The sequence below is a fragment of the Bradyrhizobium prioriisuperbiae genome (assembly GCF_032397745.1).
GTDB classification, from domain to species: Bacteria; Pseudomonadota; Alphaproteobacteria; order Rhizobiales; family Xanthobacteraceae; genus Bradyrhizobium_A; species Bradyrhizobium_A prioriisuperbiae.
Map to the genome: position 1 here is coordinate 4,020,081 of NZ_CP135921.1, position 26,349 is coordinate 4,046,429.

The 26,349-nt window shown below is 64.4% G+C and carries 21 protein-coding genes and 2 pseudogenes; 13 read left to right on the top strand and 10 right to left on the bottom strand.

Translation table 11 applies throughout. From position 1 onward, the window contains the following. Positions 1 to 65 precede the first annotated feature (65 nt). Both RS897_RS18845 and RS897_RS18850 read right to left on the bottom strand, forming a co-directional pair. Positions 66 to 1,439, bottom strand: coding sequence for a hypothetical protein (locus tag RS897_RS18845; protein WP_315838015.1), 1,374 nt, complete (start codon positions 1,437 to 1,439; stop codon positions 66 to 68). A 5-nt stretch (positions 1,440 to 1,444) separates the two neighbouring features. Further along, positions 1,445 to 1,900 carry a lytic transglycosylase domain-containing protein gene (locus RS897_RS18850; protein WP_407654513.1) on the bottom strand — a complete coding sequence of 152 codons (456 nt, stop codon included), beginning with the start codon at positions 1,898 to 1,900 and terminating at the stop codon, positions 1,445 to 1,447. 272 nt (positions 1,901 to 2,172) lie between these two features. Between RS897_RS18850 and RS897_RS18855 the strand changes: the two genes are divergently transcribed. Beyond that, a complete protein-coding gene (locus RS897_RS18855; protein WP_315838016.1) occupies positions 2,173 to 3,696 on the top strand; it encodes a hypothetical protein in 1,524 nt (507 codons plus the stop codon). Between the two features lie 101 nt (positions 3,697 to 3,797). On the opposite strand, the pseudogene RS897_RS18860 reads toward RS897_RS18855, so the two are convergent. The 4 genes and pseudogenes from RS897_RS18860 to RS897_RS18875 form a co-directional block, all read right to left on the bottom strand. Further along, positions 3,798 to 5,441: pseudogene (locus RS897_RS18860) on the bottom strand (PAS domain-containing sensor histidine kinase); the annotation flags it as partial. Positions 5,442 to 5,756: 315 nt separating this feature from the next. Continuing rightward, a complete protein-coding gene (locus tag RS897_RS18865) occupies positions 5,757 to 6,971 on the bottom strand; it encodes an ABC transporter substrate-binding protein (RefSeq protein WP_315838017.1) in 1,215 nt (404 codons plus the stop codon). 90 nt (positions 6,972 to 7,061) lie between these two features. Then, positions 7,062 to 8,429, bottom strand: a complete 1,368-nt coding sequence (locus tag RS897_RS18870; RefSeq protein ID WP_315838018.1) for an ATP-binding protein — start codon at positions 8,427 to 8,429, stop codon at positions 7,062 to 7,064. Further along, entirely contained in the window at positions 8,426 to 9,148 is a 723-nt protein-coding gene (locus RS897_RS18875; RefSeq protein ID WP_315838019.1) for a response regulator, read from the bottom strand. The genes RS897_RS18870 and RS897_RS18875 overlap by 4 nt, the downstream gene beginning before the upstream one ends. Positions 9,149 to 9,341: 193 nt before the next feature. On the opposite strand from RS897_RS18875, the gene RS897_RS18880 reads away from it, so the two are divergent. Further along, positions 9,342 to 9,869: a hypothetical protein gene (locus RS897_RS18880; RefSeq protein WP_315838020.1), complete on the top strand. Its 528-nt coding sequence runs from the start codon at positions 9,342 to 9,344 to the stop codon at positions 9,867 to 9,869. A 6-nt stretch (positions 9,870 to 9,875) separates the two neighbouring features. Here the strand turns inward: RS897_RS18880 and RS897_RS18885 are convergent, their stop codons facing one another. After that, on the bottom strand, positions 9,876 to 11,417 hold the full coding sequence (locus RS897_RS18885) for a DUF4403 family protein (RefSeq protein ID WP_315838021.1): 1,542 nt from the start codon (positions 11,415 to 11,417) through the stop codon (positions 9,876 to 9,878). A 243-nt stretch (positions 11,418 to 11,660) separates the two neighbouring features. On the opposite strand from RS897_RS18885, the gene RS897_RS18890 reads away from it, so the two are divergent. Next, the gene (locus RS897_RS18890) at positions 11,661 to 12,350 is read left to right on the top strand and encodes a DUF4336 domain-containing protein (protein WP_315838687.1); all 690 of its coding nucleotides are present in this window, start codon (positions 11,661 to 11,663) and stop codon (positions 12,348 to 12,350) included. Positions 12,351 to 12,453: 103 nt separating this feature from the next. Here RS897_RS18890 and RS897_RS18895 read toward each other — a convergent pair whose 3' ends face one another. After that, the gene (locus RS897_RS18895; protein WP_315838022.1) at positions 12,454 to 13,167 is read right to left on the bottom strand and encodes a L,D-transpeptidase; all 714 of its coding nucleotides are present in this window, start codon (positions 13,165 to 13,167) and stop codon (positions 12,454 to 12,456) included. Between the two features lie 443 nt (positions 13,168 to 13,610). Here RS897_RS18895 and RS897_RS18900 point away from each other — a divergent pair, with 443 nt between their 5' ends. Next, positions 13,611 to 14,849 (top strand): extensin-like domain-containing protein, encoded by a 1,239-nt coding sequence (locus RS897_RS18900; RefSeq protein ID WP_315838023.1) that lies wholly within the window; start codon positions 13,611 to 13,613, stop codon positions 14,847 to 14,849. A gap of 21 nt (positions 14,850 to 14,870) precedes the next feature. Here RS897_RS18900 and RS897_RS18905 read toward each other — a convergent pair whose 3' ends face one another. Continuing rightward, positions 14,871 to 15,515, bottom strand: coding sequence for a TetR/AcrR family transcriptional regulator (locus RS897_RS18905; protein ID WP_315838024.1), 645 nt, complete (start codon positions 15,513 to 15,515; stop codon positions 14,871 to 14,873). A gap of 211 nt (positions 15,516 to 15,726) precedes the next feature. Between RS897_RS18905 and RS897_RS18910 the strand changes: the two genes are divergently transcribed. The 9 genes and pseudogenes from RS897_RS18910 to RS897_RS18950 all read left to right on the top strand — a co-directional run bounded on the left by RS897_RS18910 (position 15,727) and on the right by RS897_RS18950 (position 25,735). Continuing rightward, positions 15,727 to 17,034 (top strand): HlyD family secretion protein, encoded by a 1,308-nt coding sequence (locus RS897_RS18910; protein WP_315838025.1) that lies wholly within the window; start codon positions 15,727 to 15,729, stop codon positions 17,032 to 17,034. Positions 17,035 to 17,225: 191 nt separating this feature from the next. Beyond that, complete coding sequence (locus RS897_RS18915) at positions 17,226 to 18,830, top strand: DHA2 family efflux MFS transporter permease subunit (protein ID WP_315838026.1); 1,605 nt, start codon at positions 17,226 to 17,228, stop codon at positions 18,828 to 18,830. A gap of 769 nt (positions 18,831 to 19,599) precedes the next feature. Beyond that, positions 19,600 to 21,402, top strand: coding sequence for an ABC transporter ATP-binding protein (locus RS897_RS18920; RefSeq protein ID WP_315838027.1), 1,803 nt, complete (start codon positions 19,600 to 19,602; stop codon positions 21,400 to 21,402). A gap of 237 nt (positions 21,403 to 21,639) precedes the next feature. Next, the gene (locus tag RS897_RS18925; protein WP_315838028.1) at positions 21,640 to 22,776 is read left to right on the top strand and encodes a thiolase family protein; all 1,137 of its coding nucleotides are present in this window, start codon (positions 21,640 to 21,642) and stop codon (positions 22,774 to 22,776) included. Next, positions 22,773 to 23,144: a Zn-ribbon domain-containing OB-fold protein gene (locus tag RS897_RS18930; RefSeq protein ID WP_315838029.1), complete on the top strand. Its 372-nt coding sequence runs from the start codon at positions 22,773 to 22,775 to the stop codon at positions 23,142 to 23,144. The genes RS897_RS18925 and RS897_RS18930 overlap by 4 nt, the downstream gene beginning before the upstream one ends. 413 nt (positions 23,145 to 23,557) lie before the next feature. Next, entirely contained in the window at positions 23,558 to 24,082 is a 525-nt protein-coding gene (locus RS897_RS18935) for a peptidoglycan-binding domain-containing protein (RefSeq protein ID WP_315838030.1), read from the top strand. Next, positions 24,064 to 24,453, top strand: a complete 390-nt coding sequence (locus tag RS897_RS18940) for a hypothetical protein (RefSeq protein WP_315838031.1) — start codon at positions 24,064 to 24,066, stop codon at positions 24,451 to 24,453. Before RS897_RS18935 ends, RS897_RS18940 begins: the two co-directional genes overlap by 19 nt. 371 nt (positions 24,454 to 24,824) lie before the next feature. After that, positions 24,825 to 25,376, top strand: a pseudogene (locus RS897_RS18945) (thiolase family protein); the annotation flags it as partial. Beyond that, on the top strand, positions 25,373 to 25,735 hold the full coding sequence (locus RS897_RS18950) for a Zn-ribbon domain-containing OB-fold protein (RefSeq protein WP_315838032.1): 363 nt from the start codon (positions 25,373 to 25,375) through the stop codon (positions 25,733 to 25,735). The pseudogene RS897_RS18945 and the gene RS897_RS18950, both read left to right, overlap by 4 nt. A 9-nt stretch (positions 25,736 to 25,744) precedes the next feature. On the opposite strand, the gene RS897_RS18955 is transcribed toward RS897_RS18950, so the two are convergent. Further along, positions 25,745 to 26,299, bottom strand: a complete 555-nt coding sequence (locus tag RS897_RS18955) for a GNAT family N-acetyltransferase (protein WP_315838033.1) — start codon at positions 26,297 to 26,299, stop codon at positions 25,745 to 25,747. Between the last annotated feature and the right edge of the window lie 50 nt (positions 26,300 to 26,349).

The following is a 26,349-nucleotide window of genomic DNA, read 5'->3' on the forward strand; positions in this document are numbered from 1 at the left end:
CGCATCGGCCGTTCATCCTTCGAGGCGCGCAAGTGCGCGCACCTCAGGATGACGGGGTTAGATCATCACGGCTTCTTCGGCTCCTGCGACACCACTCCGTCGCCACGCTCGATCAGGGTCGCAATGGCCTGGGCAAAGCCGCGCACCACCGGCTCCAGCACCTCCGGTCCAGTGGTGGCGGCCGTGTCGGCGGGGTTGTGAAAGAACCGATGCCCGGCGGCGATGCCGAAGAAGTTCGCATAGCCGGCGGCATGGACGTCGCGCAGCTCGCCCGGCGGCGGGCCGCTGGCGATGACGCGGACGAATGGCTGGCCGGCGAAGGCACCCTCGGTGAGGCCGGCCAGCGACCGGCTGGTGATCATGGCGCGGCGCGGGTCGACGGCGCGGGCCGTGGTCCATCCGGCATCGATCTTCTGCCATTCGAAGCAGGCGATCGAGGCGCCGAAATGAATCCAGGCCAGCGTCTTGTCCGGCGCTGGCGGTTGCCGGTGCAGAAACACGTCCATCCCGCCATGGCCGATCTCGTGGCCTGAGGTGGCGACAAACACGAAGTTCACGTCCGGTTTCATCAGTGCGAAGATGCGCGCGATGGCGAGAAAGCCGGCGATGCCGGAGCCGCGCTCACAACCGCCGCGGAACCAGCCGGTGGTCGGCGTCGAGACCACGATGGTCTTGTCGGCGCCGCGGTCGAGCCGTGCCACCACATTGCGGCCCTCGACATCGGAGGCGTAGCGTCCCTTGATGTCGATGGTGAGGGGCGTGCCGCCGCGTTGTGCTGCGTCGAGCGCGTCCTGTTCGCGGGAAGCGACGATGATCACCGGCACCGGCCACGGCGCGTCGTCCTGAGCCACGTTATAGGCGTAGATGTCCTCGCCGGGATTGTCGATGGTGACGATCACGGCGAGCGGCGTCCGCGCAACTGCTGCCTTGATGGCGATGCGGTGGGCATTGCTGAGATAAGCGGAGCGGTCGTTCGGCAGCTTGAGCCAGACGATATGGCCGGAGGCATTGCCGGTGTCGCCGCTTGCGAGCGGCGCCGTCAGGGTCAGCGAGGCCTTGTCACCGGTCTGATTTTGCGGCGGCCACCAGAACGGCAGTGCCGCGATGGTTTTGCCGCCGAGCGTGACATTGCCCTCATCGAGAAAATACTGCTTGCCGAGTGTGAAGGTCTGAAATTCGGTTTGCAGTCCGGCGTTCGACAGCTCGGCCGCGATCCAGTCGATGGTCTGCCGGTCGGTGTCGGTGCCGAAACGATGCACGCCGAGTGACACATAGTGCTCGACGTCGGCATAGAGGTTGGTGCCGCTGAGCGGATCGTCCGTCGCGCGGCCCGCGCTGCCGACAGGGATCAGCGCCAGAAGGGTCAGCGCTGCAGCGAGGCTTCGAAGAGATGGCCGCCCCGACATCAGGTGCGGAAGGATATGCGCCGGATTCGGCATCTTGTTTATCGGGGGTGCAGCTCTGTTGCGTGGAGCACCAGCGGCATCCGGCGCTGACGCTTTGCGGCGTAATAATAGCCGCCGGCGTAGTAGGAGACGGCGCGGGTGTGGTTGCCGTTGGCGGTGCGATAGGCGCCGGCGAGATAACGAATGCCGTAGGTCAAGTTGGTTTCGGGATCGCGCAGGCCTTCCGCGTTGCCGGTGTAACCGACGCCGCGGGCGGTTGCGAGCTTGATCTGCATCAGCCCGATGGCGCCGCCGCGGCCGATCAAATGGGGCTGATACTTGCTCTCGCGCACGATGACCCGGTGCACCAGCTCTTCCGGAACGCCATTGGCGCTGGCCTGGCTGGAAATGATCGCATCGTAAGCGGTGTTACGGGACTGGGCCGATGCGGGCTGCGCCATAGCGATGACAGCACAAGCGGCGAGGCCGGACACGGTCGTCAGGGGGAATCTCATGGCAGGTCCAATGTCGTGCAAATGCATCGCGCTGGAGGCGGCCTCCAGGTTCCGCCGAGATGTGTCAGTCATTCATGGCGATGGTGGGGCACGGTGGATCGCGGGAGCGGTTCTTATTTGAATACTAGCGTATTATCAAATGGTTGCGGCGTTTCTGCCGCGGGATTTCGCGCCACGATTTACCCGAAATTATCAGTTGGCTGATTGGATGCATCCCGTTCGGCGCCGATCCGGCTCCAACACGGCACCAAACCAGCACAAGGTCCATGTCCATGAGCGCTGTCGGTGCGGACACCGTCCAGCCAAACCGAAGCCCTGTAAGCGGCCTCGCGCACGCGCTTGCGCCGATGCCGGCCTGGTTCTGGATCGCCGTCGGCACTTTCGCGCTGATGGTGCTGCTGGGGGGCAGTCTGCTGGCAGACCCCGATACGCTCTGGCAGGTCAAGATCGGGCAATGGATCATCGCCCAGCATGCGCTGCCCCAGGTCGATATCTATTCCTGGACCAAGGCCGGCACCGCCTGGATCTCGTCGTCATGGCTCTCGCAGGTGCTGTTCGCCGCAACCTATGCCGTTGCCGGATGGGCCGGCGTTGTCGCGCTGTCGTCGCTGGCGATCGCGGCGACGTTCGCCCTGCTGACGCGCATCCTCGAACGCCGTGTGGCGGCGACCTACGCCATTTGCGTCACCATGCTTGCGCTGGCGCTGTCGGCGCAACACCTGCTGGCGCGGCCGCATGTGCTGGCGATGCCGGTGATGGTCGCCTGGGTGGGCGGCCTGATCGCGGCGTCCGACGCCCGGGTCAAACCGAGCTTCTGGCTGCTGCCGTTGATCGCGCTGTGGGCCAACCTGCACGGGGGCTTCGTGCTGGGGCTGGCACTGATCGGCCCGATCGCGCTCGATGCGGTGTGGACCGCGCAGGCGTCGCAGCGCAAGCGGCTTGCCGTGCACTGGGTGCTGTTCGGCGTCTGCGCGCTGGCGGCGAGTTGCCTGACGCCTTACGGCTGGAATTCGTTGCTGGCCTCGCAGAAAATTCTCGGCCTCGGCGACGCGCTGAACCTGATTACGGAATGGCGGCCGATCGACTTCGCCCAGTTCGGCGTGTTCGAAGGCGGCCTGCTGCTCCTGATCGGAGCTGCGCTGTATTTCGGCGTGGTGCTGCCGCCGCTGCGCATTCTGCTGACGCTGGGCCTGCTGCATATGGCGCTCAATCACGTGCGCAATGTCGAAGTGTTCGCGTTGCTGACGCCGCTCGTGGTGCTGGCGCCGCTGGCGGATCGGTTCGGCTGGCACAACGTGCGTCCGGCCGGCGGACAATGGTTGCGGGCTGGAACCGCCGTGATCGCTCTGGTCATGCTGGCGGCGGCGGGCGCGCTGGCCGCGACGCGACAGGTGCAACCGCCGAACGAGGGCAGTGCCGCGGCCATTGCGGCGCTCCGCGCGCACCACGCCGCGCGGGTGTTCAACGACTACGACCTCGGCGGCGCCATGATCTGGCAGGACATGCCGCCGTTCATCGACGGCCGCACCGAACTCTATGGCGCACGCTTCACGCGCGATCACATGATGGCGATGTCGCTTGCGGAGCCGAGTACGCTGTTTCGGCTGCTCGACGGCTACCGGATCGATGCGACACTGCTGCGCCCCGGCACGCCGGCCGCGCAACTGCTCGATCATCTCGACGGCTGGAGCAAGGTGTTCGCCAGCGATTGGGCTGTCGTCCATGTCCGCACGGCGCCCTCGAAAATCGCCCCGGCACCGTCCGGAACCGGCGACAGCACGTCGCAACCTCGCTGAAGCTGGCACGGCGTCCGGGGGCGCGGAAGATCATCATGCGAGTCATGCCTCGCTGGCGTCGAAGCCGGACGAAGTGACCGCGCCGATCGATGAAGCCGCACTTACTCCGCCGCGCGATCGAACGGCGCCACCCGCGGCAGCACGATCTGGATCCGGGTGCCGGCGCCCGAGGTGGAGTCGAGGCCGATGCGGCCACCGAGCCGGTTGGTCACGATGTTGTAGACGATGTGCAGGCCGAGCCCGGTGCCGCCCTGGTTGCGGCGGGTCGTGAAGAACGGATCGAACGCCTGGCGCCGCACCTCCGGCGACATGCCGCGGCCGTTGTCGGCGAACAGGATCTCGACCCCATCGCCGCCCGAGGCGCGCACCTGGACGTCGATCTGGCCGGGCTGCCCCTCGGGAAAAGCGTGGATCACCGCGTTCAGGAACAAGTTTGTGAGGATCTGGCCGTAAGAGCCGGGATAACTGTTGAGCACCAGGCCGGGCTCGCACTCCACGGCGAGGTTGACGTTCTGCCGTCGCAGGCCCGGGCGCAGGCTGGTGATGATCTGCTCGGTCAGTTCGCGAATGTCGAATTCACGCCGCTCGCTGAAATTGCGATCGGTCGCGACCTGTTTGAACGACTGGATCAGTTCTGCCGCGCGGTTGAGATTGTCCACCAGCTGGGTGGCGGCTTCCCGGCTCATGTTCAGGAAATTGATGAGGCTCGATTTGCGCAGGTCGCCACGCTCGACTTCCTCGGCGAACAACCGGCTCTGGCGCTGCAGCGAGGAGGCCACCGTCAGGCTGATGCCGACGGGATTGTTGACCTCATGGGCCACGCCGGCGACCAGGCGGCCCAGCGCTGCAAGCTTCTCGGCCTCGACCAGCGAGTTCTGCGTCTCCTTGAGCTCGCGCAAGGCGGTTTCCGCGGCATCGCGCGCACTGCGCATCTCCTGCTCGACCCGCTTGCGATCGCCGATATCCAGCGCCACGGTGACGATGTAGCGGATGTTGCCGGCGTCGTCGAAGATCGGCACCTTGTTGGCCATCCACTGCCGCGCCGTGCCGGTCGAATCCAGATACTCCTCTTCGTAGAAGCCGAGTTCCTTCTTGTCCTCCAGCACGCGGCGGTCGTTGCCGTCGGTCTTGGCGGCGCCATAACGGGACATGATTTCGCTGGTGGTGCAGCCCAGGGCGTCTGACGGCTCGATATTGAAGATCCCCGACATGTAGCGGTTCATCAGCACGTAGCGCAGATCCGCGTTCTTGACGTTGATCACCGCCGGCACCGTGTCGATCACCTCCTGCAGGCGCTGGCGGCTTTCGGCCAGCGCCGCCTCGGCGGTTTTCTGCGCGGTGATGTCGCGCACGGTGCCTTCATAACGAATGATGCGGCCGGTCGGATCGCGCACGGCAGCGGCGCTGTCGGACAGCCAGAGCACGTTGCCGTCACGCTGGCGGACCTGATACTCGAATTCGCGGACGATGCCGTCGCGCTCCATGCGGCGCTGGTATTCGGCCCGGACCGTGCGATCGACATACACCCGCCGGGCGATATCGTCGGCGGCCTGGATCAGTTCCTGCGGGCTGGTATATCCCATCATGCGGGCCAGCGCCGGGTTGGCGTTCAGCAGTTCGCCGTCCGGCGTGGTCACATAAATGCCGTCGACGGAATTCTCGAACAACCAGCGATAGGTTTCCTCGGTGTGGGGAAGCGCGGGGCGCACTTCCTCGGCCGGCTGCTCGAAGGCAGCTCTTACGGCCCGTGCCACAGAGGAAAGCAGCAGAGAAACTCTGGACGTCATCGAAAAAACCGCGACACGCAGCACTCAATATGTATGCAGATCGGAACTCGGCTCAACGTCGCGATCATACCGCGTAATTTGTAAAAATGGGTATCGGTTTCCGGCCCTTACCGGCAACGCGACTTAGCAGGGGAGCCAGCCCGGCCGGTGCGCCGGGCCGGGCACCGGGGGCTGAAAAATACCCGGAAAACATTGCCTGAGGATGGCTTGTTGCGGCCGCGCCCCCAAAACGGGACGCGGTCGGGCCGGAATTCATTGCACGGGACGGCTTGGTCAGTGCGACTTGACCAGCGGGCAGCCGCCCTTGTCGAGCGGACGGAAGGCCTGGTCACCGGGCACCGTCGCCAGCAATTTATAGAGATCCCAGGGCGACTTGGATTCCTCCGGCTTCTTCATCTCGAACAGATGCATCTCGTGCACCATGCGGCCGTCCTCGCGGATGCGGCCGTCCCTGGCGAAGAAATCGTGGATCGGGGTGGCCTTCATCTGCGCCATCACCTTGCCGGTGTCGTCGGTGCCGATGGCATCGATGGCTTTCAGATAGTGCAGGGTGGCGGAATAGAGCCCGGCCTGGATCATGGTCGGCATATGGCCGACCTTGTCCATGAACCGCTTGGAGAATGCGCGGGTCTCGTCGTCCAGATCCCAATAGAAGGCGTCGGTGGCGATCAGGCCGTGGCCGTCCTTCAGCCCGATCGCATAGGCGTCGGTGATCTCGAACAGCAGCGCAATCAGCTTCTGGCCGCCCTGGGTCAGGCCGAACTCGGTCGCCTGTTTCAGCGCATTGGTGGTGTCGCCGCCGGCATTGGCCAGCGCCACCACCTTGGCTTTGGAGGCCTGGGCCTGCAGCAGGTACGAGGAGAAATCGGACGAATTGAGCGGATGCCGCACCTCGCCCAGCACCTTGCCGCCGCTCTCCTTGACCACGTTGGACGCATCGCGCTGCAGCGCCGCGCCGAACGCATAATCGGCGGTGATGAAGAACCAGCTGTCCTCGCCCCGCTGCACCATGGCGCGTCCCGCGACATTCGACAGCGCATAGGTGTCGTAGGTCCAGTGCACGGTGGTGGGGGAGCAGGCGACGCCGGTCAGGTCCGAGGTGCCGCCGCCGGAATTGATGAAGACCTTGTTCTTGTCGCGGGTCAGCTGCTGGATCGCGAGCGCGACCGAGGAGGTGGGCACGTCGAACACCGCGTCGACCTTGTCGTTGTCGAACCAGTTGCGGGCGATGCCCACGCCGACATCGGGCTTGTTCTGGTGATCGCCGGAGATCACCACGACCGGCTTGCCCTTGACCTTGCCGCCGAAGTCCGCGACCGCCATCTCGGTCGCGATCAGCGAGCCCTTGCCGGTCGCATCCGCGTAAAGGCTCGACATGTCGGTGAGCACGCCGATCTTCACGACATCGTCGGAGATCTGGGCTCGGGCCGCTCCCGTCGAGACGGTGAGCGCGGCGGCCGCGCAAGCGGCGATGGTCAGTTGTTTCATTGCAGTCTCCCTTGATGCTTCTTATTGGGGCCGACTCTGCCGGGCTTCGCTGGCCTCAGCAAGCGCAAAACGGCGTGATCGGCGCGCGCATCACGCCGCCGATTTTTCCGTCGATTTTTCCGTGGATTTCTGCTCGATTTGGTGCGGCAGCACGATGCGCACGGTCAGTCCGTGAGGTTTGCGGTCGTGCAGCGACAGCACGCCGCCATGGGCCTGGGTGATGGATTGCGCGATCGACAGGCCGAGACCGAAGCCGCCCTCGTCCATGTTGCGGGCGGTGTCGCCGCGGACGAAGGGTTCCAGCATCGCGGCCTTGCGCGCATCGGCGATGCCAGGGCCGTCGTCCTGCACCTCGATGACGGCATACTCGCCGACCACCTCGACCGCGATGGTGACGTTGGCGCCGAACTTGACCGCGTTCTCCACCAGGTTGGTGACGGCGCGCGACAGCTCGTCCGGCCGCGCGGTGATGGTGAGCTGGGCCGGCCCGCGATAGACGATGGTGTGGCCGAGGTCGCTGAACTGGTCGCAGATCTGATGCAGCAAGGCGGAGAGATCGACCAGCGTCATCCGCTCCACGGTATGGTCGTTGCGCAGGAACGACAGCACGGATTCCAGCATCGAGCGCATCTGGTTCAGGTCCCGCAGCATGTGGTTGCGTTGGGTTTCGTCCTCGATGAACTCGGAGCGCAGCCGCAGGCGGGTGATCGGCGTGCGCAGGTCGTGGCTGATGGCGGCAAGCATCTGCATGCGGTCGTTCATCAGTGCGGTGATGCGTTCGCGCATGCGGTTGAGCGCGCGCGCCGCCGCTCGGATTTCCGCCGGTCCGCTCTCCGGCAGCGGGGACGCCTCGCCGTTCAGGCTGAAACTCTCGGCGGCCTTGGCAAATGCGGAGAGCGGGGCGCTCAGCGTCCGCATCGCCCACAGCCCGAGCACGGTGATGCTGGCGATGATGAACACCAGCGTCGTCATCCAAGGGCCGAACAGGTGCAACTGCCGTCCCGGGCCGAGCCGGGCCGTGAGCACGGCGCCGTCGGGCAGACGGATCCCGACATGATCCGGATGCGCTTCGCCGGGCAGCATGAACACGCTGAAGCCCGGGCCGATATGGTGCGGATAGCCGGGCGGCAGCGGAGTGGGGGGATCGATCGCGTCGGCGTCCGGCGCCTTGAAGTCCGGCGGCTGGAGCTCGAGGGCGAGCTGCGGAAATGCGCCATTGATGGCCTCGATCAGCCGAGGCCGCTCAGCGGCGGGCGTTGCACTGATCAACTGCGCCATCGGTCCGATTTCACGGCGCGGGCGTTCGTGCGGTGGCGGTTCGCCCGGCGGGGCGTGGAGGAAAAAAAATCCGCCGATGAGGAAATGGATGACGATCGGCGAGATGATGACAAGCGCCGCGATCTGGCCACTGATGCGGCGGAAGGAAAAGAACGCGAGCAGTTTGCGGACCGCGATCACGCGGGCTCCACCACGGGCGTGAACAGGTAGCCGCCGGAACGAACCGTCTTGATGATGCCGCTCTGGTCGGGGCCGCGCTCCAGCTTGCGGCGGATGCGGCTGACCAGCACGTCGATGCTGCGCTCGAACGAGCCGGCGGCGCGTCCCTGGGTCAGGTCGAGCAGGTTGTCGCGCGACAGCACCCGGCCCGGACGTTCGCAGAACGCCTGCAGCAGATCGAATTCGGCGCTGGTGATGGCGACGCGCGCGCCTTCGGGGTTGCGCAGCTCGCGCAGCCGCAGGTCGATGTTCCAGCCGAGGAAGGTCAGCGCGGTGGCGCCCTTGGTCAGGTTGGCAGTCAGCGCCGCGGCCTGCCGGCGCAGCACCGCGTTGATGCGGGCCAGGAGCTCGCGGGGGTTGAACGGCTTGCCGAGATAATCGTCGGCGCCCATTTCGAGGCCGAGAATGCGGTCGACGTCCTCGCCGCGCGCGGTCAGCATGATGATCGGCAATTGCGACTGCGAGCGCAACCGGCGGCAGAGGCTCAGGCCGTCCTCGCCCGGCAGCATCAGATCGAGCACCACGAGGTCGACGCGGCTGTCGGCGAGATGCCGGTCCATTTCGCGGCCGTCGGCGGCGACCGCCACGTTGCAGGCATTGGCGCGCAGGTAACGGGCAATCAGCGCGCGGGTCTCGCGATCGTCTTCGACGACCAGAATCTGGGGGGCAGAAGGGGCCATGATGAAATCCTGTTGATCACCCTTTGCCGCATGATTCTGCGGCGCGCGCATGATCTTTTTTGTTTCGAAGTATTTCCAAATCTCCGGTCGTAACGTGCCGCAACAGCTTGCCCCGGCCGTGGCAATCTCTCGTTAAGCATACCCCGCCTAGCGTTGTCTCGTGTTTTTCGCGTGATTTTCCCCGGAGCCTGTCATGACCTCGATTTCCGCTGCCTCCACCGGCAGTTATCTTTCGCCACTCGATCTTCTGAAGCAGCAACTGCAGTCCGAGGTCGCCTCGGGCAAGGTCTCGTCCGCCGACCAGGACGCGCTGTCTTCGGCGCTGGACGATATCGATTCCGCGCTGACCAGCCAGCGTCAAGCCGATGGTGCCGGCAGCAAGCCGCCCGGGGATCTTCAATCCAAGATCGACGACCTGATCGCGGGGGAAGTCTCCAGCGGCAAACTGACCAGCGATCAGGCCACCGAACTGAAGACCGTGTTCGCCGATGCATTTGCGAACGGTGGTCCCGGCGGTCCGCCGCCACCGGACAGCAGTACCGCCAGCGACAGTTCGTCGTCGACCGACAGCACGTCCAGCACCAGCAGCACCGAGGAACTGCTGAAAAAATTGCTCGAGGCCCTGCAGGAGTCGCTGTCGCAATCTTCGTCCTACGGTGCGAACGGCAGCGGCAGCAGTTCGTCGTCGTCCACAGCGCTGCTGGTCGATTTCAAAAGCTGACGGGCATCACAACGCCGGCAGCGTCGAGACTATGACGTTTGCGGTGCCGGCGGTCTCCGTGATCACCCGCAGCGTGTCGTCGTCGAACGCGACGCCGACCAGGCGGATGTCGTTGATGCCGAGGTCGACACGCACGCCATCGCCGCCGTCGCGGAAATCCGACAGCGCCGCGTCGATCTTCTGCTTGGCGTTGGCGGCGAACGGCTTGAGGTCGATGCTGGCCTTGTCCGCCAGCATGGTCCGCAGATAGGGCTCGGCGGCGCGGGCGGCGGCGCCGAGCAGGCCGAAAGCCGCCTGCGATTCCACCGCGAGCTCGATGTCGGTCAGCCGCAAGGTCTGCTGCTGCTGATCGAGCAGCGGGCGGCCCCAGACATGCACCGTTGCCTGCGCGCCGAAATTGAAGAAACTCTTGGTCTCGTTGGCGTCGACGTCGAGCGAGATCAGCAGCCGGTCGCCCGACGGCACCACGGTGGCGTTGCGCACCGTCACCGCCACCGGGCCGCTGCCGTCCTCCGGCAAGGTGCGGCCCTTCAATTGCGCATTGATGATCTTGTTGACCTCGGTGAACGGCAAGTCGATCGGCACGCCGATGTTCATGCTGCCGGTCTCGATCGGCGGTACGATGTCGAGCAGGGCCGGGAACGGGCAGTTCGGCGTGGTCTTGCTGGACAGGATACGGGTTTCCGCCTCGACGCCGATGCTGAGGATGACGCTGGACGCATCGACCCGCGGCTGTGCCGCGATTGCCTTGGTCGGCCGCAGTTCGAGAAACAGATCAGGCATGCCGGGCGCGGCGCGCGGCAGCGGGATCGAGCGGCACATCTTGGCCCATTCGCGCCGCGCGTTCTGCTCGATGATCGGATCGCTGCGCACCCGCTGCTGCATGGCGGCGACCTGTTCGCCGACCAGCTTGTCCATCACCGGCTTGACCTGTCCAGGCACGCCGATGCGGATGCCGCCGGCGGTAACACCCGTGTCGTTGATGTTGACCTGCGCGGTGATGTTCGGCTCGACGCGCCAGCGCTCGGTCAGCAGCGGCTTTGAGGTCATCGTTACATTGCCGCGAATGTCGGCATTGGCGTTCAGCGCCTTGATCGAGATGTTGCCGAGCTGTTTGCCGATGTTGCCGCCGATCAGGTTGCCGAGCGCGTTGCTGGCGTTGTTCGACAGCGAGCCGGTCACGTTCAGCTTGCCATTGAGCGGCGTCGACAGCGTCAACTGATTCGACGCGCCGGTCGCCACGATCGGGCCGCGTTCCACGGTCCAGTTGATATCGGCGTTCTGCAGGATCTGGCCGACCGGATTGTCGGCCTTGCCGGCAAAATTGCGCGGCGCCGTGCGATCCACCGCAATGCGGATCGCGCTGATGGCGACGGCGACGGGTGCGATGATCTTCGAGGGCCGGGCCGGCGGCGGCAGCCGCGGCAGCTTGACCAGCTTCGGTGCGGCGCTGCCCGGCGGCGGCGAGATCCAGTTCATGACCTTGAGGCTGACCACGAACGAGACGGCGAGGGCCGCCAGTCCGAACAGCAGTATCTTGACGCGCATGAGGTCCCCGGTCGTGTGACGGTACGAAGATTAGAAGGTTGCACAGGGATAGGGAACCGGGTTGTGGCGGCAACATGACGGTGTGGCGGCGGGCCCCGTTCAATGTGCCGGCGAAGTTTGCTGAATCTTAAGCGGGTCCATGGCCCGGAGATGGCGGGCTTGTCCTGTTGGCGGTTGGCAGAACGATACAACCGCGGTTAGTTTGCGGATGGATTCACCCGCATTCTGAGTTTGCTGAAAATGATGCTGAAGCCGTTCGGTCGCGAGATCTGGATCGCGGATGGATCGGCCGTGTCGGTGGCCGGCTTTCATTATCCGACACGAATGGCCGTCATTCGATTGTCTGACGGAGGTCTTTTTGTCTGGTCGCCGATCCAGCTTCCGGACAGCCTTCGTGTCGAGGTCGATGCACTTGGCGATGTCCGCTATCTGGTCTGCCCCAATTCGCTGCACCATGTGTTTGTCGATGACTGGCGGCGCGCCTACGCCGGCGCCAGGCTCTACGCTGCCCCGGGTTTGCGGGAGAAGCGGAAGGATATCCGCTTCGACGGCGATCTGGGCGATGGAGCGATCGCTGAGTGGGCCAACGATATCGATCACGTTGTGGTGCCAGGCAATCTCATCACCACCGAGGTGGTGTTTTTTCACCGCAGCAGTGGCACCGTGCTGTTCACCGACTTGATCCAGCAGTTTCCCGCCAACGCGTTCTCCGGCTGGCGAGCAGTTGTTGCGCGACTGGACCTCTTGGTGAGCCCGGAGGGCGCTGTGCCGCGAAAGTTTCGTCTGGCGTTTACCAGTCGCCGGGCCGCGCGTGCTGCACTCGCGCGTATTCTGGCGTGGCCCGCCGAGAGGGTGCTGATGGCACATGGAACTCCCGTCCAGGAGGACGGGCAGGCTTTCATCGGCCGCGCGTTTCGCTGGCTGACCGGGTGATGTCGATAGCCTGCACCTCAGACGGGATAAAAAAATGGCGCGGACCAGCCGCGCCATTGGAAGTCTTGGGAGGAAAGTCTTGGGAGGAAATTGCGTTGCGCGATCAGCCCTGCCGGCCGGAAGCGCTTTCGGCGCGGCGTTCGATCGGCATCACCACGACCTTGGTGCCGACATGAGCGCGTGAATAGAGATCGGTGACGTCCTCGTTGGTCATGCGGATGCAGCCCGAGGAGACGCGGCCGCCGATGGTCGAGGGATCGTTGGTGCCGTGAATGCGATAGATGGTGCCGCCGAGATACATCGCGCGGGCGCCGAGCGGATTGTGCGGGCCGCCGGCGACAAAGCGCGGCAGGTAAGGCTGACGCGCGATCATCTCGGACGGCGGCGTCCAATTCGGCCACTCGGCCTTGCGGGTGATCGACTGGGTGCCCGACCAGGTGAAGCCCTGGCGGCCGACGCCGATGCCGTAACGAATCGCGCGGCCACCGCCGAGCACATAATAGAGATAGGTGTTGCCGGTATCGATCACGATGGTGCCGGCGGCTTCGCGGGTCTGGTAGCCGACGATCTGGCGCTTGAAGCGCTCGGGCGTCTCGGCTGTCGTGGCCTCGTCGTCAGCCTCGATCTGCGGGGTGGCCTGCGGCATGACGGGTGCCGGTGCCGCGTAGACAGGCAGCGGCAACGGCAAGAACGGAAACAGCAGCGGCTGCGCTGCGTTCGCCGATCCGGAAATCAAAAGACCAAGTGCAAGAGCGCCCGCGGTTAGACCGAGGCGACGTCCGTTCTTTGCTGTCAGCAAACCATCCAGATTGAACATTTTAAGTCTCCCTGCCTTTCCTTTTGGTCTTGGCAGGGGAAGTGAAGGTTCAAACGATACCCGCGATCATGCAAACGAAAGCGCACCGCGCTCCGAATGCTGGATTTCGGAATGCCGAATCTCTGGCCGCCTAGAACAGGCCCAGGATGATCGCGCCCACAAAGGCGAGCGCCGCATACGCAACAACGAGGTTCAACCGGCCGGTGAAGGTCATGGCGATCTCCCTGTTCCGATCATTCGCATGCGCGAGATAACCGCATGCCCGGACCGAGGAAACGGCACGACAAAAAGAGTGTGGCCAAAGCCATTCCTGGAGTCCGGCGCCTGTCAACGCCGAAGCCGCCAAAAGGTTGCATCAAAAGGTGTCCCGGCGATTATGGTAAAAAATCCATGAAAACAATGCGTTGAAGAGTCTTTAAGTAAATTCGACGAACGTGCGCGGCATGACGCGCGGAGTTCGTTTGTATCTCGTCGGCTCCATCGTCCTTGTGTCGCTGGCTGGCTGCGGCCGTGGTTTCATGACCGCGGAGCGGGAACCCTGGCGACGCGAGGCCGAAATGGCATGCCTCAAGTCGGGTGCGGTGCATGAGACCGCCAATCTGGTCCGGATCAATCCGATCAATGGCCCGGGTATGTGCGGCGCCGACTTCCCATTGAAGGTCGCTGCGCTGGACAGCGGCGGGACGCTCGGCTTTGCCGATGAATCGATGCGGCCCCCGGGAGGCATTCCTACGGGACGGTCGCAGCCGCGCTGGCCGATTTCGCAGGCGCCGCAGCCCGCGCCGCAGCAATATCCGTCATCCCAATACCCCTCATCCCAATATCCCTCGTCGGACGGAGCCTCCTATCCCGCGCCGCAACGTGGCGCAGCGATGTCCTCCCAGGGGCCCGTGCCGCTGAATGCGCCGGGCGTCGAGCCGGCCGAGAATGACATCGACCTGCCGCCGGATGGCGCGCCCGACACCGAGCCGCCGCAGCAGCGTTATTCTCAGCCGACGTATTCTCGCGCGGCGCCGGCCGAGCCGTCGCTGCCGCGGCTGGGACCGGCCCAGGGATCGCAGGTGGCCTCCGTCGGGCCGGTCGCGGTCAAGCCCGCAGCGACATTGGCGTGTCCGATCGTCTCGGCGCTCGACAAATGGATGGTGGATACGGTGCAGCCCGCCGCGCTGCGCTGGTTCGGCGCGCCGGTGGCCGAGATCAAGCAGATCTCCGCCTATTCCTGCCGCGGCATGAACGGCAATTCCAACGCGCACATCTCCGAGCATGCCTTCGGCAATGCGCTGGATATCGCTGCGTTCACGCTCGCCGACGGGCGGCGCATTTCGGTCAAGGACGGCTGGCGCGGGCTTGCGGAAGAGCAGGGCTTCCTGCGCGATGTGCAGGGCGGCGCCTGCCAGCTGTTCAACACCGTGCTGGCGCCGGGCTCGAACGTCTATCACTACGATCACATTCACGTCGACCTGATGCGCCGCTCCAGCGGCCGGGTGATCTGCAAACCGGCGGCGGTATCGGGCGAGCAGATCGCGGGGCGGGCGGCGCCACGTACCGCCTATGCATCGGAGCCGGGCGTGACCGGCTCGATCTCCAGCCGGCTGCGCCGCGTCTTCTCCAACAAGCCGTTGTCCAAGGAAGACGAAGCGACCATCGAGGACGAGTCGCGGATCAAGGATTCCGGCCGCTGATGGGGGGGGGCCGGGCGGGGATCAGCCCTTCGGCTTCGCCTGATAGGCAGCGAGGAATATCCGCACGGCGCTGTCGATCACATAGGCGATGCGTTCCGGGGTCGGTGAGGGCCCCGCCTGGAGCACGAACGGCAGGAACAGCGTCGCCTGGCAGCATTTCAGGAATTGTTCGGCGGCCAGTTCGTGGTCGGCGATGTCGAGCAACCCGAGCTTGCTTTGCGCGGCGAGGTATTGCGCCAGCCGGTTGATGCTGCCGGCGATGATGGTCGAGTAATAGCGCCGGCCGATATCCGGCATCCGTTCCGCAATGGCCATCACGGTCCGGACCGCCGATCCGCCCTCGGGGCGGCATAGCAGTTCCATATAGGCGGTGCCGTAGTTCGCGAGCGAGCCGGCGACGTCGTGATTGTCGAGGTCCAGGTCGTAGCCGATGCAGCCATGGATCCGCGCGATCTCCTCGACGATCGCCTCGAACAGCGCGGTCTTGTCGGCGAAATAGACATACAGCGTGCCCTTGGAGACGCCCGCGGCCTTGGCGATTTCCCCCATGCTGGCGGCATCGAACCCCATGGTCATGAACATCCGGCGGGCGCCGTCCAGGATCTGGCGGCGTTTCGAGGATTCCTCGTCGGCTGGGTGAACGGTGAGCACGGCGGGAATTGTCATCGAATCAGGACCTTAACGGAGTTGTCGGGCAGCCTCTCAACAGCATGTCTCGCCCGAACGACCATTTAAAGACGCCTTGGGGTGTTCTAAACAAACTATATTGACCGAACCGTTCGGTCAATGATACTGGATTATCCGTGGGTGCAGTGCAGCGCCGATCAATAGGCCTCTCCGCTTGGCCGCGATGGCGTAGGATAATGAGGAGGCCTTGATGGCCGCGGGACGTGATCAGGCTGCGCGGATTGTTCGCGCCGATGCGCAGTCGCAAGATTCTGACGTTCGAGTTTCAGACCTGCAGGATTCCACCATGCCGGGTTCCCCCGCTCAGGAGCCGCGATCCGACGAGCGCGATGCGTCGCGCCCCGTGATCGTGCCTGTCACCGATCGCAAACCACAGGATACACCGCACGAAGCCCCCTCGACCGATGCGCCGGCGGATGCCCCCGCTGGTACCGGCGAGGCGGCTCCCGCTGCGAAGCCGAACCGGCGCAAGTTCGTGCTGACGGGAATCCTGGGTTTGCTCGCCATCGCCGCGGTGTCGTACGGCACATACTACGTGATGGTCGGCCGCTTCTTCGTGTCCACCGACGACGCTTATGTGCGCGCCAACAACACCATTATCGGTGCGCGGGTTTCCGGCCACATCGCCAAGATCGCGCCCAAGGACAACACCACCGTCAAGGCCGGCGATCTCCTGATCAAGGTCGACGACGGCGATTACAAGATCGCGGTCGACGCCGCGCGCGCCAAGATCGAGACCCAGCAGGCCACTATCGAGCGGATCGGCCGCCAGGCCGATGCCCAGGTCAGCATGGTGGAGCAGGCGAAGGCGCAGCTCGACTCGATGCAGGCGGCGGTGAAACGCGCGCAATTCGATTACGACCGCCAGCAGCAGCTCAGCGACAAGGGGTATGCCTCGAAGGCGACCTTCGAGACCTCGCAGGCAACCCGCGACCAGTCGATCGCCTCCGTGCAGAGCGCCCAGGCGGCGCTGGTCGCAGCGGAGCGCAACATCGACGTGATCAAGGCGCAGCAGGTCGAGGCGCAGCGCCAGCTCGGCGAATTGCAGACCTCGCTTGCCAAGGCCGACCGCGATTTCAATTTCACTGAAGTGCGGGCCGCCGTCGACGGCGTGTTCTCCAATCGCCTGGTCAACGAAGGCGATTACATCCAGGTCGGCCAGCGCCTCGCCAACCTGGTGCCGCTGGACGACGTGTTCATCGACGCCAACTTCAAGGAAACCCAGCTGGGACGGCTCAAGGCCGGCCAGCCGGTGAGCTTCACGGTCGATGGCATCAGCGGCCGCAAGATCGAGGGCGTTGTCGAGAGCCTGGCGCCGGCGTCCGGCTCGGTGTTCACGTTGCTGCCCCCTGATAATGCGACCGGCAACTTCACCAAGATCGTGCAGCGGGTGCCGGTGCGGATTCGCGTGCCTGCCAATGTCGCCCGGGAAAACCTGCTGCGTGCCGGCATGTCGGTGGTTGTTTCCATCGACACCCGGCCGCCTGCGGACAAGTAAGGCGCTCGGAGCACACGTTTCCCGTCATCCTGAGGTGCGAACCTTGCGGCGCAATTGCCGCTGGGCGAGCCTCGAAGGATGAACGGCCAATGCGTCTAAGACCGAGGCCGTCGCCCTTCGAGGGCCGTGCTGCGCACGGCCACCTCAGGGTGACGGAGTTAATGATGCCGTAGATCACAGGACGTGCCGTTATGTCCGGCTCCACCACTGCAACTCCGACCATGGGCGGGCCGCCGCAGGCTGCGGCGACCGCTGTGGATTCCGAGCGCCTCGTGCCGAAGCGGGTGTTCGCATTCCTGATCATGGTGTTCGGGATGTTCATGTCGATCCTGGACATCCAGATCGTCTCGGCATCGCTCTCGGAAATCCAGGCCGGCCTCTCGGCCTCGTCGAACGAAATCTCCTGGGTGCAGACCGCGTATCTGATCGCCGAGGTGATCGCGATTCCGCTGTCGGGCTTCATGTCGCGGGCGCTCGGCACGCGTTATCTGTTCGCGATCTCGGCCGCCGGCTTCACCTTCGCCAGCCTGATGTGCGGCATGACCTCGACCATCGGCGAGATGATCCTGTGGCGTGCCATCCAGGGTTTCCTCGGCGCGGGCATGATTCCGACCGTGTTCGCCTCGGCCTACACGATCTTCCCGCGCAGCAAGATGTTCGTGGTGACGCCGATCATCGGCCTTGTGGCGACGCTGGCGCCGACCGTCGGCCCCACCATCGGCGGCTATTTGACCGAAGCGTTGTCGTGGCACTGGCTGTTCTTCATCAACGTGCTGCCGGGCATCGGCATCACCATCGGCGTGCTGTTGCTGGTCGATTTCGACGAGCCGCATCTGGAACTGCTCGATCGTTTCGACTGGGTCGGCCTGATTTCGATGGGCGGTTTTCTCGGCGCGCTGGAATACGTGCTGGAAGAGGGACCGCAATACGACTGGCTGGATGACGAGTCGGTGGCGTTCTTCGCCGTGGTCTGCGGCCTCTCGGCCATCGTGTTCTTCTACCGCGTGCTCACCGCCGAGGAGCCGATTGTCGATATCCGCGCCTTCAAGAACAAGAACTTCGCGTTCGGCAGCATGTTCTCGTTCTGCGTCGGCATCGGGCTCTACGGCCTGACCTATATCTATCCGCGTTACCTCGCCGAGATCCGGGGATATAGCGCGATGATGATCGGCGAGACCATGTTCGTCTCGGGCATCGCAATGTTTTTGACCGCGCCGCTGGTCGGCCGGCTGATGCAGAAGATGGACATGCGGATCATGATCGCCATCGGCCTCGGGCTGTTCGCGCTGGGCACCTGGCAGATGACCTGGATGACCCGCGACTATGATTTCTGGGAGCTGTTCTTTCCGCAGGTGTTCCGTGGCTGCGGCATGATGATGGCGATGGTCCCGGTCAACAACATTGCGCTGGGAACGCTGCCGCCGTCACTGCTGAAGAATGCCTCGGGGCTGTTCAACCTGACCCGCAACCTCGGCGGCGCGGTGGGACTGGCGCTGATCAACACTATCCTCAATCATCGCACCGACCTGCACATCTCCCGCCTGCACGAGAAGGTCAATTGGGGCAACGCCACCGCGGTGGAAACCCTCAACATGCTGACCCAGAAGTTCCAGGGCATGGGCGATGCGTCGATGATGGCGCTGAAGCAGCTGTCGATGATCACCCACCGGCAGGCGTCGGTGATGAGTTATGCGGATTCGTTCCTGATCCTGACGGTGTTCTATCTCGCGCTGAGCACCCTGGTGTTCTTTGTCGACAAGCCGAGCCTGACCGGGCCGCCGCCGGACGCGCATTAGTCTAGAGCGCGATGATATGACGTTCGAACGTGTCATCCGTCATCCTGAGGTGCGAGCCCAACGGGTCCGCGCAAAGCGCGGCCCGATGACCGGCTCCGGCGAGCCTCGAAGGATGCACGGCCCATACGTCAGACGCCGCCTCGGCCCTCCATCCTTCGAGGCCCGCTTCGCGGGCACCTCAGGATGACGGGAGCTTTTCGATCTGAACACGTTATGCTCTGTCGTCCGTAGCCCGCATGAGCAACGCGACATGCGGGACGGGCGATTGTGATCGACCCTGAATATCGCGCTTGCGCGCTTATCCGGGCTACAGCTCTCAGCTGCCCCGGCCTGCCGAGGGCGCAAAATGTGGATTCCCGGCGACACTTTGTCGGAATCATTCCAGCTTTTCGCATTTCGGCAAAATGCTGCCACAATGACTGCCCATGAGATGAGCATTGTTTCCATGCGCGCCATATCGGCCCGCCACCATGTCAACGCGATCGTTTCAACGTTTATCGTTTTAACGCCAACCGGGAGGGACTGCATGAGCACCACGTTTTTGCACACAGCGCCTCTCAGCGTCGACCTCTGGTCGTTGATCCGCACTAGCTAGTTCTTCGCTAGAGCGCGATCGCCCCCGGCCCGGTCTGACGACTGGCCGGCTTCGTCCCCGGGACGACTTCACCCTTTGATCTGCTTATCCGACGCCGGCGGCGCATGCCTGTTGCTGTCGCGTCCTCTGCCAATGGAGCCGGTTTGCGCCCGCAATGCGCGACCGGATCGCACAATGACCCAACTTCGCAAACAGCGTGCGGCTGCGTTCCGCACGGTTTTACCCTTTGTCTTCCGGCACTGGCGCAACCAGTCGTGGCGCGTCACCGGTGTCTGCGCGGCGCTGTCCGTGTCGACGCTGGCCGACGTGTTCATGCCGTATTACGCGGGACGGCTGGTGGACGCGGTGGCGTCCAGCGGCGCCGATCACGCCGGACGCGACGCCGCTTTCGTCGCGTTCGGGGCAATCATCGCGCTCGGTGCGCTGTCCGTCATGCTGCGACATGTCGGGTTCCAGAGCATCGTCGCTTTGACGCTGCGCACCATGAGCGATGTGGCGCGCGATGCGTTCTGGCGGGTGCAGCGGTTCTCGACCGACTGGCACGCCAACAGCTTCTCGGGCTCGACCGTGCGCAAGATTACGCGCGGCATGGGCGCGCTGGATCTGTTGAACGACACCATCCTGATGGCGCTGTTGCCGTCATTGGTGGTGCTGCTGGGGTCGATGCTGCTGCTCGGCGCGCAATGGCCGGCGCTGGGGCTGGTGATTGCTGTCGGCACCATCGCCTATGTGGCGCTGACCGTGGTGTTCTCGACGCATTACATCGCGCCCGCGGCGCGCTCCTCCAATGCCTGGGACACCAAGCTTGGCGGAACGCTGGCGGATTCGCTGGGCTGCAATGCCGTGGTGAAATCGTTCGGCGCCGAGTTTCGCGAGGATGATCGCCTTGCGAACGTGCTCGGTCACTGGTCCGTGCGTACCGGCCGGACCTGGCGGCGTTACACCCGCTCGGGCACGGCGCAACTGGTGTTGCTGCTGGTGATGCGGACGGCGGTGATCGGCGGCGCGCTGCTGATCTGGCTGGCCGGCAGCGCCTCGGCAGGCGACGTCGCGTACGTGATGACGAGCTATTTCGTCATCCACGGGTATCTGCGCGACATCGGCATGCACATCAACCACCTGCAACGCTCGGTCAACGACATGGACGAGCTGGTTGCGCTGCATGATGAGGAGATCGGCATCGCCGACGTTGTGGACGCGAAGCCAATCGCGGTGCGCTATGGCGCCATCCGGTTCGACGACGTGACGTTCCACTACGGCCAGCACGCCGCCCCGCTGTACAACGGATTGTCGGTCGACATCCGTGCCGGCGAGCGGGTCGGTCTGGTCGGTCGCTCGGGCTCGGGCAAAACCACGTTCGTGAAGCTGATTCAGCGGCTGCACGACGTGAATGGCGGCCGGGTGCTGATCGACGGGCAGGACGTGCGGCTGGCGACGCAGCAATCGCTGCGCAGCCAGATCGCAATCGTGCAGCAAGAGCCGATCCTGTTTCACCGTTCGCTCGCCGAGAATATCGCCTACAGCAGGCCGGAGGCGACGCGCGAGGAGATCGAGCGCGCTGCGGAACTGGCCAATGCGCACGACTTCATCACCCGGCTGCCGAAAGGCTACGGCACGCTGGTGGGTGAACGCGGCGTCAAGCTGTCGGGCGGCGAACGTCAGCGCGTCGCGCTGGCGCGCGCATTCCTGGCGAATGCGCCGCTGCTGATCCTGGACGAGGCCACATCGAGCCTCGATTCGGAATCGGAGGCGCTGATCCAGCAGGCGATGGAGCGGCTGATGCAGGGCCGCACCGCGATCGTGATCGCGCACCGGTTGTCCACGGTGCGTTCGCTCGATCGCATCCTGGTGTTCGAACGCGGCCGCATTGCCGAAGAGGGCACGCACGCCTCATTGGTGCGCCACCCCGACGGCATCTACCGCGGCTTGTTCGAGCGCCAGGTGCTCGAATTCGGCGGCCTGAGCGCCGCCGAGTGATCGGTGCCGCTATTCCGCGACGCGGGAATAGTGAACGACTTGCGAAAGATCCACGGCCCGGCATGATGTGCCGGGCCGTGGATCGTTGAATAAGGCGATCTCCGACTCCAACCCTCATGGTGAGGAGGCGCTTTTGCGCCGTCTCGAACCACGAGGCCCATGCAGCCGGCCTCATCCTTCGAGACGCGGCCAAGAGGCCGCTCCTCAGGATGAGGGTGTAGGTCACAGGATGACGGAATGAGCTTCATCACCGGTGTCGGGCTGACGCCGTTTGGCAAACACGAGGGGCGTTCGACCCTCGATCTCATGAGTTTTGCCTCGACGCTGGCGCTTGCGGACGCGGGCCTCGGACGCGGCGAGATCGATGGCGTGATCTGCGGTTATTCCACCACGATGCCGCATCTGATGCTGGCCACCGTGTTCGCCGAGCATTTCGGACTGAAGCCGCAGTACGCGCATGCGATCCAGGTCGGCGGCGCCACCGGTTTGGCGATGGCGATGCTGGCGCACGAATTGGTCGAAGCCGGTGTGGTCAGGAATATGCTGGTGGTCGCCGGCGAAAACCGGCTGACCGGCCAGGCCCGCGACAGCGCCATGCAGACCCTGGCCCAGGTCGGCCATCCCGCCTATGAGGTGCCGCTCGGGCCGACCATCCCGGCCTATTACGGTCTTGTGGCGTCGCGCTACATGCATCAGTTCGGCGTGACCGAGGAAGATCTTGCCGAATTCGCCGTGCTGATGCGCCGCCATGCGCTGGCGCATCCCGGCGCCCAGTTCCAGGAGCCGATCACCGTGGAGCAGGTGATGGCCTCGCGCATGATCGCCACGCCGCTGAAGCTGCTGGATTGTTGTCCGGTGTCCGACGGCGGCGCGGCCTTCGTGGTCAGCCGCGAGCCGACATCGTCCCATCATGTGCGGATACGCGGCTGCGGCCAGGCGCATCTGCATCAGCACGTCACCGCGATGGACAATGTCACCGAGACCGGCGCTTCGGCTGCTTTTGCGCGGGCGCAGGCCAAGGCCGGTATCGGCGTTGCCGACATCAAGTATGCGGCCGTCTATGACAGCTTCACCATCACGCTGACCATGCTGCTCGAAGAGCTCGGATTGGCGGCACGCGGCGAGGCGGCGGCACGCGCCCGCAATGGCGACTTCGGCGTATCCGGCGCTTTGCCGCTCAACACCCATGGCGGCCTGCTCAGCTACGGCCATTGCGGCTGTGGCGGCGCCATGGCCCATCTGGTCGAAACCCAGTTGCAGATGACCGGGCGTGCCGGGCCGCGCCAGGTGCGCGACGCCTCGGTGGCGCTGCTGCACGGCGACGGCGGCGTGCTGTCGTCCCATGTCACCATGATGCTGGAGCGGGCACGATGAGCGATGTGGCGATCGACGACATCAAGGACTGGACCACTGGCGCGAACGCCATCGCCTATCAATCCTGCAGCACCTGCCGCGCGGTCTGGTATTTTCGTCGCGGCTTCTGTCCGTCCTGCGGCGCAGCCGACCCCAGGAGCCTTCGCGCCAGCGGTCGGGGCACGGTGTATGCGGCATCCCTGGTGTGCCGCGCGGCCACGCCTGAAGCCAAGGCGCATGTGCCTTACATGGTGGTGCTGGTCGATGCCGCCGAGGGCTTTCGGTTGATGGCGCACGGCGACAAGGACTTGAAGATCGGGGACGCGGTGACGGCGCGGTTCGAGAATTTTACCCGGCGTCCGATGCCCTATTTTGTGCGCTTGAAATAAGCGGTGTTCGATCTCATCCGGTGGCGCATTCATGTCGGACACGGCGACATGCCGCCACCGCCGGGTATCTTCCCGCACGACCAAGCGCCAGTCATCAGGATGGCCGACGATGGCCTTGAACTGCTCATGGCCTGTTGGGGCATGCCAAACCCTCGTCAGATCAATGGAAAAGCACGAACATCCACAACGTTGGATCGCCTCACTGGCGGCGCTGGATGGTCCCGGCCCATTGCTGCCTGGTCCCAGTGACCGGCTTCTCTGGGTACGCACCGGAGCCGGACCCGGCAACCGAGAAGAAGGACATCGTCTGGTTTTCGACTTCAACGATGTCCTTCGATTGAACTAGAACACCTCGATAAGCGACTGAGAGAAAGTGGGGCTGCATCCGTTTCACGACGCAAGGGGACACTATCGTGCCGCTCTCATCGCCGCTGTTCACCAAAGAAGGCGCGGGCAAACAACGCCTGGAAGATTGCGCCTCCCTCCCTGACGCTAATTTTTATGCCGGCAAGCCGCCGACCAGGCCCGGCACGGAAGACGCCGTGAGGCGGATCCAGACCGCGCTGCAGACGCTGGGTTTCAAACTCGCCGTGGACGGCGTGTACGGAAGCGAGACGGCAAATGCGGTGTTCGCTTTCAAGAACTCGCGTAGTCCCAAGATCCTTGGCCCCGGCCAGACGATTCCGGACAAGGTCGTCGGCATCGGGACCATCACCGCCCTCGACAAGGCGATGGGCGGAAGCCCGAGCCCACCCGGCCCACCGCCCCAGCCGCCGAGCCCCCGCCCGCGCCGCCGCCTCGGCCCGTGCCGCCGCCCAAGCCTGTGCCGCCGCCCAAGCCCGGGCCCGCGCCGCAGCCTACGCCTCAATCGTCAGTCACCTGGAATTTCAAGCTCAGCTTCCTCGCAAATGAATTTGGCATGGCCAGTTACAAGATAACGCTGACCGATCCCCTCTTTGGGGACATCAAAACCTTTCCCGTCACCAAGGACCAGTTCAAGTCAACCATGGGTCAAGGTGTCCTTGTCAAATTCCAAAAAAGTGCTGGTACCGTCATTTTCCCAAGACAGGTCCAACTCGATGATTTCCCTGGTTCCTCCCTCGGCATACGTGCAACGCCCAACGGCACCGCCGCGTCCGTTGACGCCAGGTTACTCTTCACCCTCAATCTGCCATCCGATGATGGTCAGACGAAACCGTTTCTGGCCGCATCGACAGTCATCGTCGGCACGACTCTGGGAACGCCCCCTCCATCAGCAGAACTTGACGGGCTCGGTGCGATACAGGTCGGGCACGATGGCGACGATTGACGCACTTGGCAGACTGTCTTGACAGACTGTCTTGGCAGTCCGTTCCTGACATCTTTGCGCAGGGTCAGCGGACCGGGCGCCATGCGGCGCGTGACAACGAGAGGCGTGGCTCCGGCGCGTCCTGAGCCTGTTAACCGTTGAGTAACCATGTCTGGTGAGGCGCCGTTAAGATCTGATCTGGCCCGAAAAACCCGTTCCCTGTTCGGTCCGCGAGAACGTTTCGTGATTTCAGGCCGTCGGCTTTGCTAGACCTCCGGCTCCCCTGGGATGCGGTCATCGACGGAGAGATCGTCGTCGTCGTGGATGGAAAGCCGAACCTCTAGGCGATGCAGGCACCGCTCGACAACAGGCGAGGGGCCCGGCGTGGTGACGCCGAGCCGCTGAAGCTGCTCGACTGCTGCCCGGTGTCCGACGGCGGCGCCGCCTTTGTGGTCAGCCGCGAACCGATATCGTCCCATCATGTCCGCATACGTGGCTGCGGCCAGGCGCATCTGCACCAGCACGTCACCGCGATGGACAATGTCACCGAGACCGGCGCTTCGGCTGCTTTTGCGCGGGCGCAGGCCAAGGCCGGTTTCGGCCTTGCCGATATCAAGTATGCAGCTATCTACGACAGTTTCACCATCACGCTCACCATGCTGCTCGAAGAACTCGGATTGGCCGCACGCGGCGAGGCGGCGGCGCGGGCCCGCAATGGCGACTTCGGCGTATCCGGCGCTTTGCCGCTCAACACCCATGGCGGTCTCCTGAGCTACGGCCATTGCGGTTGTGGCGGCGCCATGGCCCATCTGGTCGAAACCCAGTTGCAGATGACCGGGCGTGCCGGGCCGCGTCAGGTGCGCGACGCTTCGGTGGCGTTGCTGCATGGGGACGGCGGTGTGCTGTCGTCCCATGTCACCATGATGCTGGAGCAGTCACGATGAGCGAGACGGTCGACACCATGGATTGGACGCAAGGCGCTGAAACGATCAGCTATCAATTGTGCGGCGCCTGCCGCTCCGTCTGGTATTTCCGCCGTGGGTTCTGTCCGTCGTGTGGAGCGGCCGAGCCGGAATTGCACCGGGCGAGCGGCAAGGGTGTCGTCTATGCAGCGTCGCTGGTATGCCGGGCTGCCACGCCCGAGGCCAAGGCCCACGTGCCCTACATGATCGTGCTTATCGATATGGCGGAAGGCTTTCGTGTGATGGCGCACGGCGACAAGGCGCTCGCGATCGGCGACGCGGTTGTCGCGCGGTTCGAGAACTTCACCGATCGTCGCGTGCCGTATTTTGAGAAGGTATGAAGCCGGACATCACTCCGTGCCGTCGCTTGCGGAGCTGTTGTTTTCGGGAGATCGGGCGACCCAGATAAGCCCGTGCCAGGCGCCGGTGCTCTGATAGTGGGCGGTGAAGTCGCGGCTCCCGTCCCGTTGCAAACCTAGTCGCGACATCACCGCCTGGGATCGCAGATTGTCCGCTGCCGTGTAGGACACGATCTCCTGCAAACCCGCGCGCTTGAATGCATCGTCGAGTGCGCCTTGCGCAGCCTCGGTCACGTATCCGTGGCCCCAGGCGCTTCGGACCAATCGCCAGCCGATCTCGAAGTGCCTCCCCAGTGGATGATCGGGGCCGGCCGGCATCACGCCGGCATAACCGAGGAAATCACCGGCATGGTTCTCAATGACCCATCTGCAGAAGCCGTGCCGGTTGAAGGCGGCGACATAACGATCGAGCTTTGCGTCGCTCGCCACTCGACCGATCGGACCTCCAAGATCGTGCATCACCTCGGGGTCTGCGTTCATCGTGGCGAATGAGTCGCGATCAGTTTCGTGCCATGGGCGAAGTCGCAACCGATCTGTCTTGATCACTGAAACAGCCCTCCGGATCCTATGCGGCGCCTATGCGGAGGAGTCCGTAG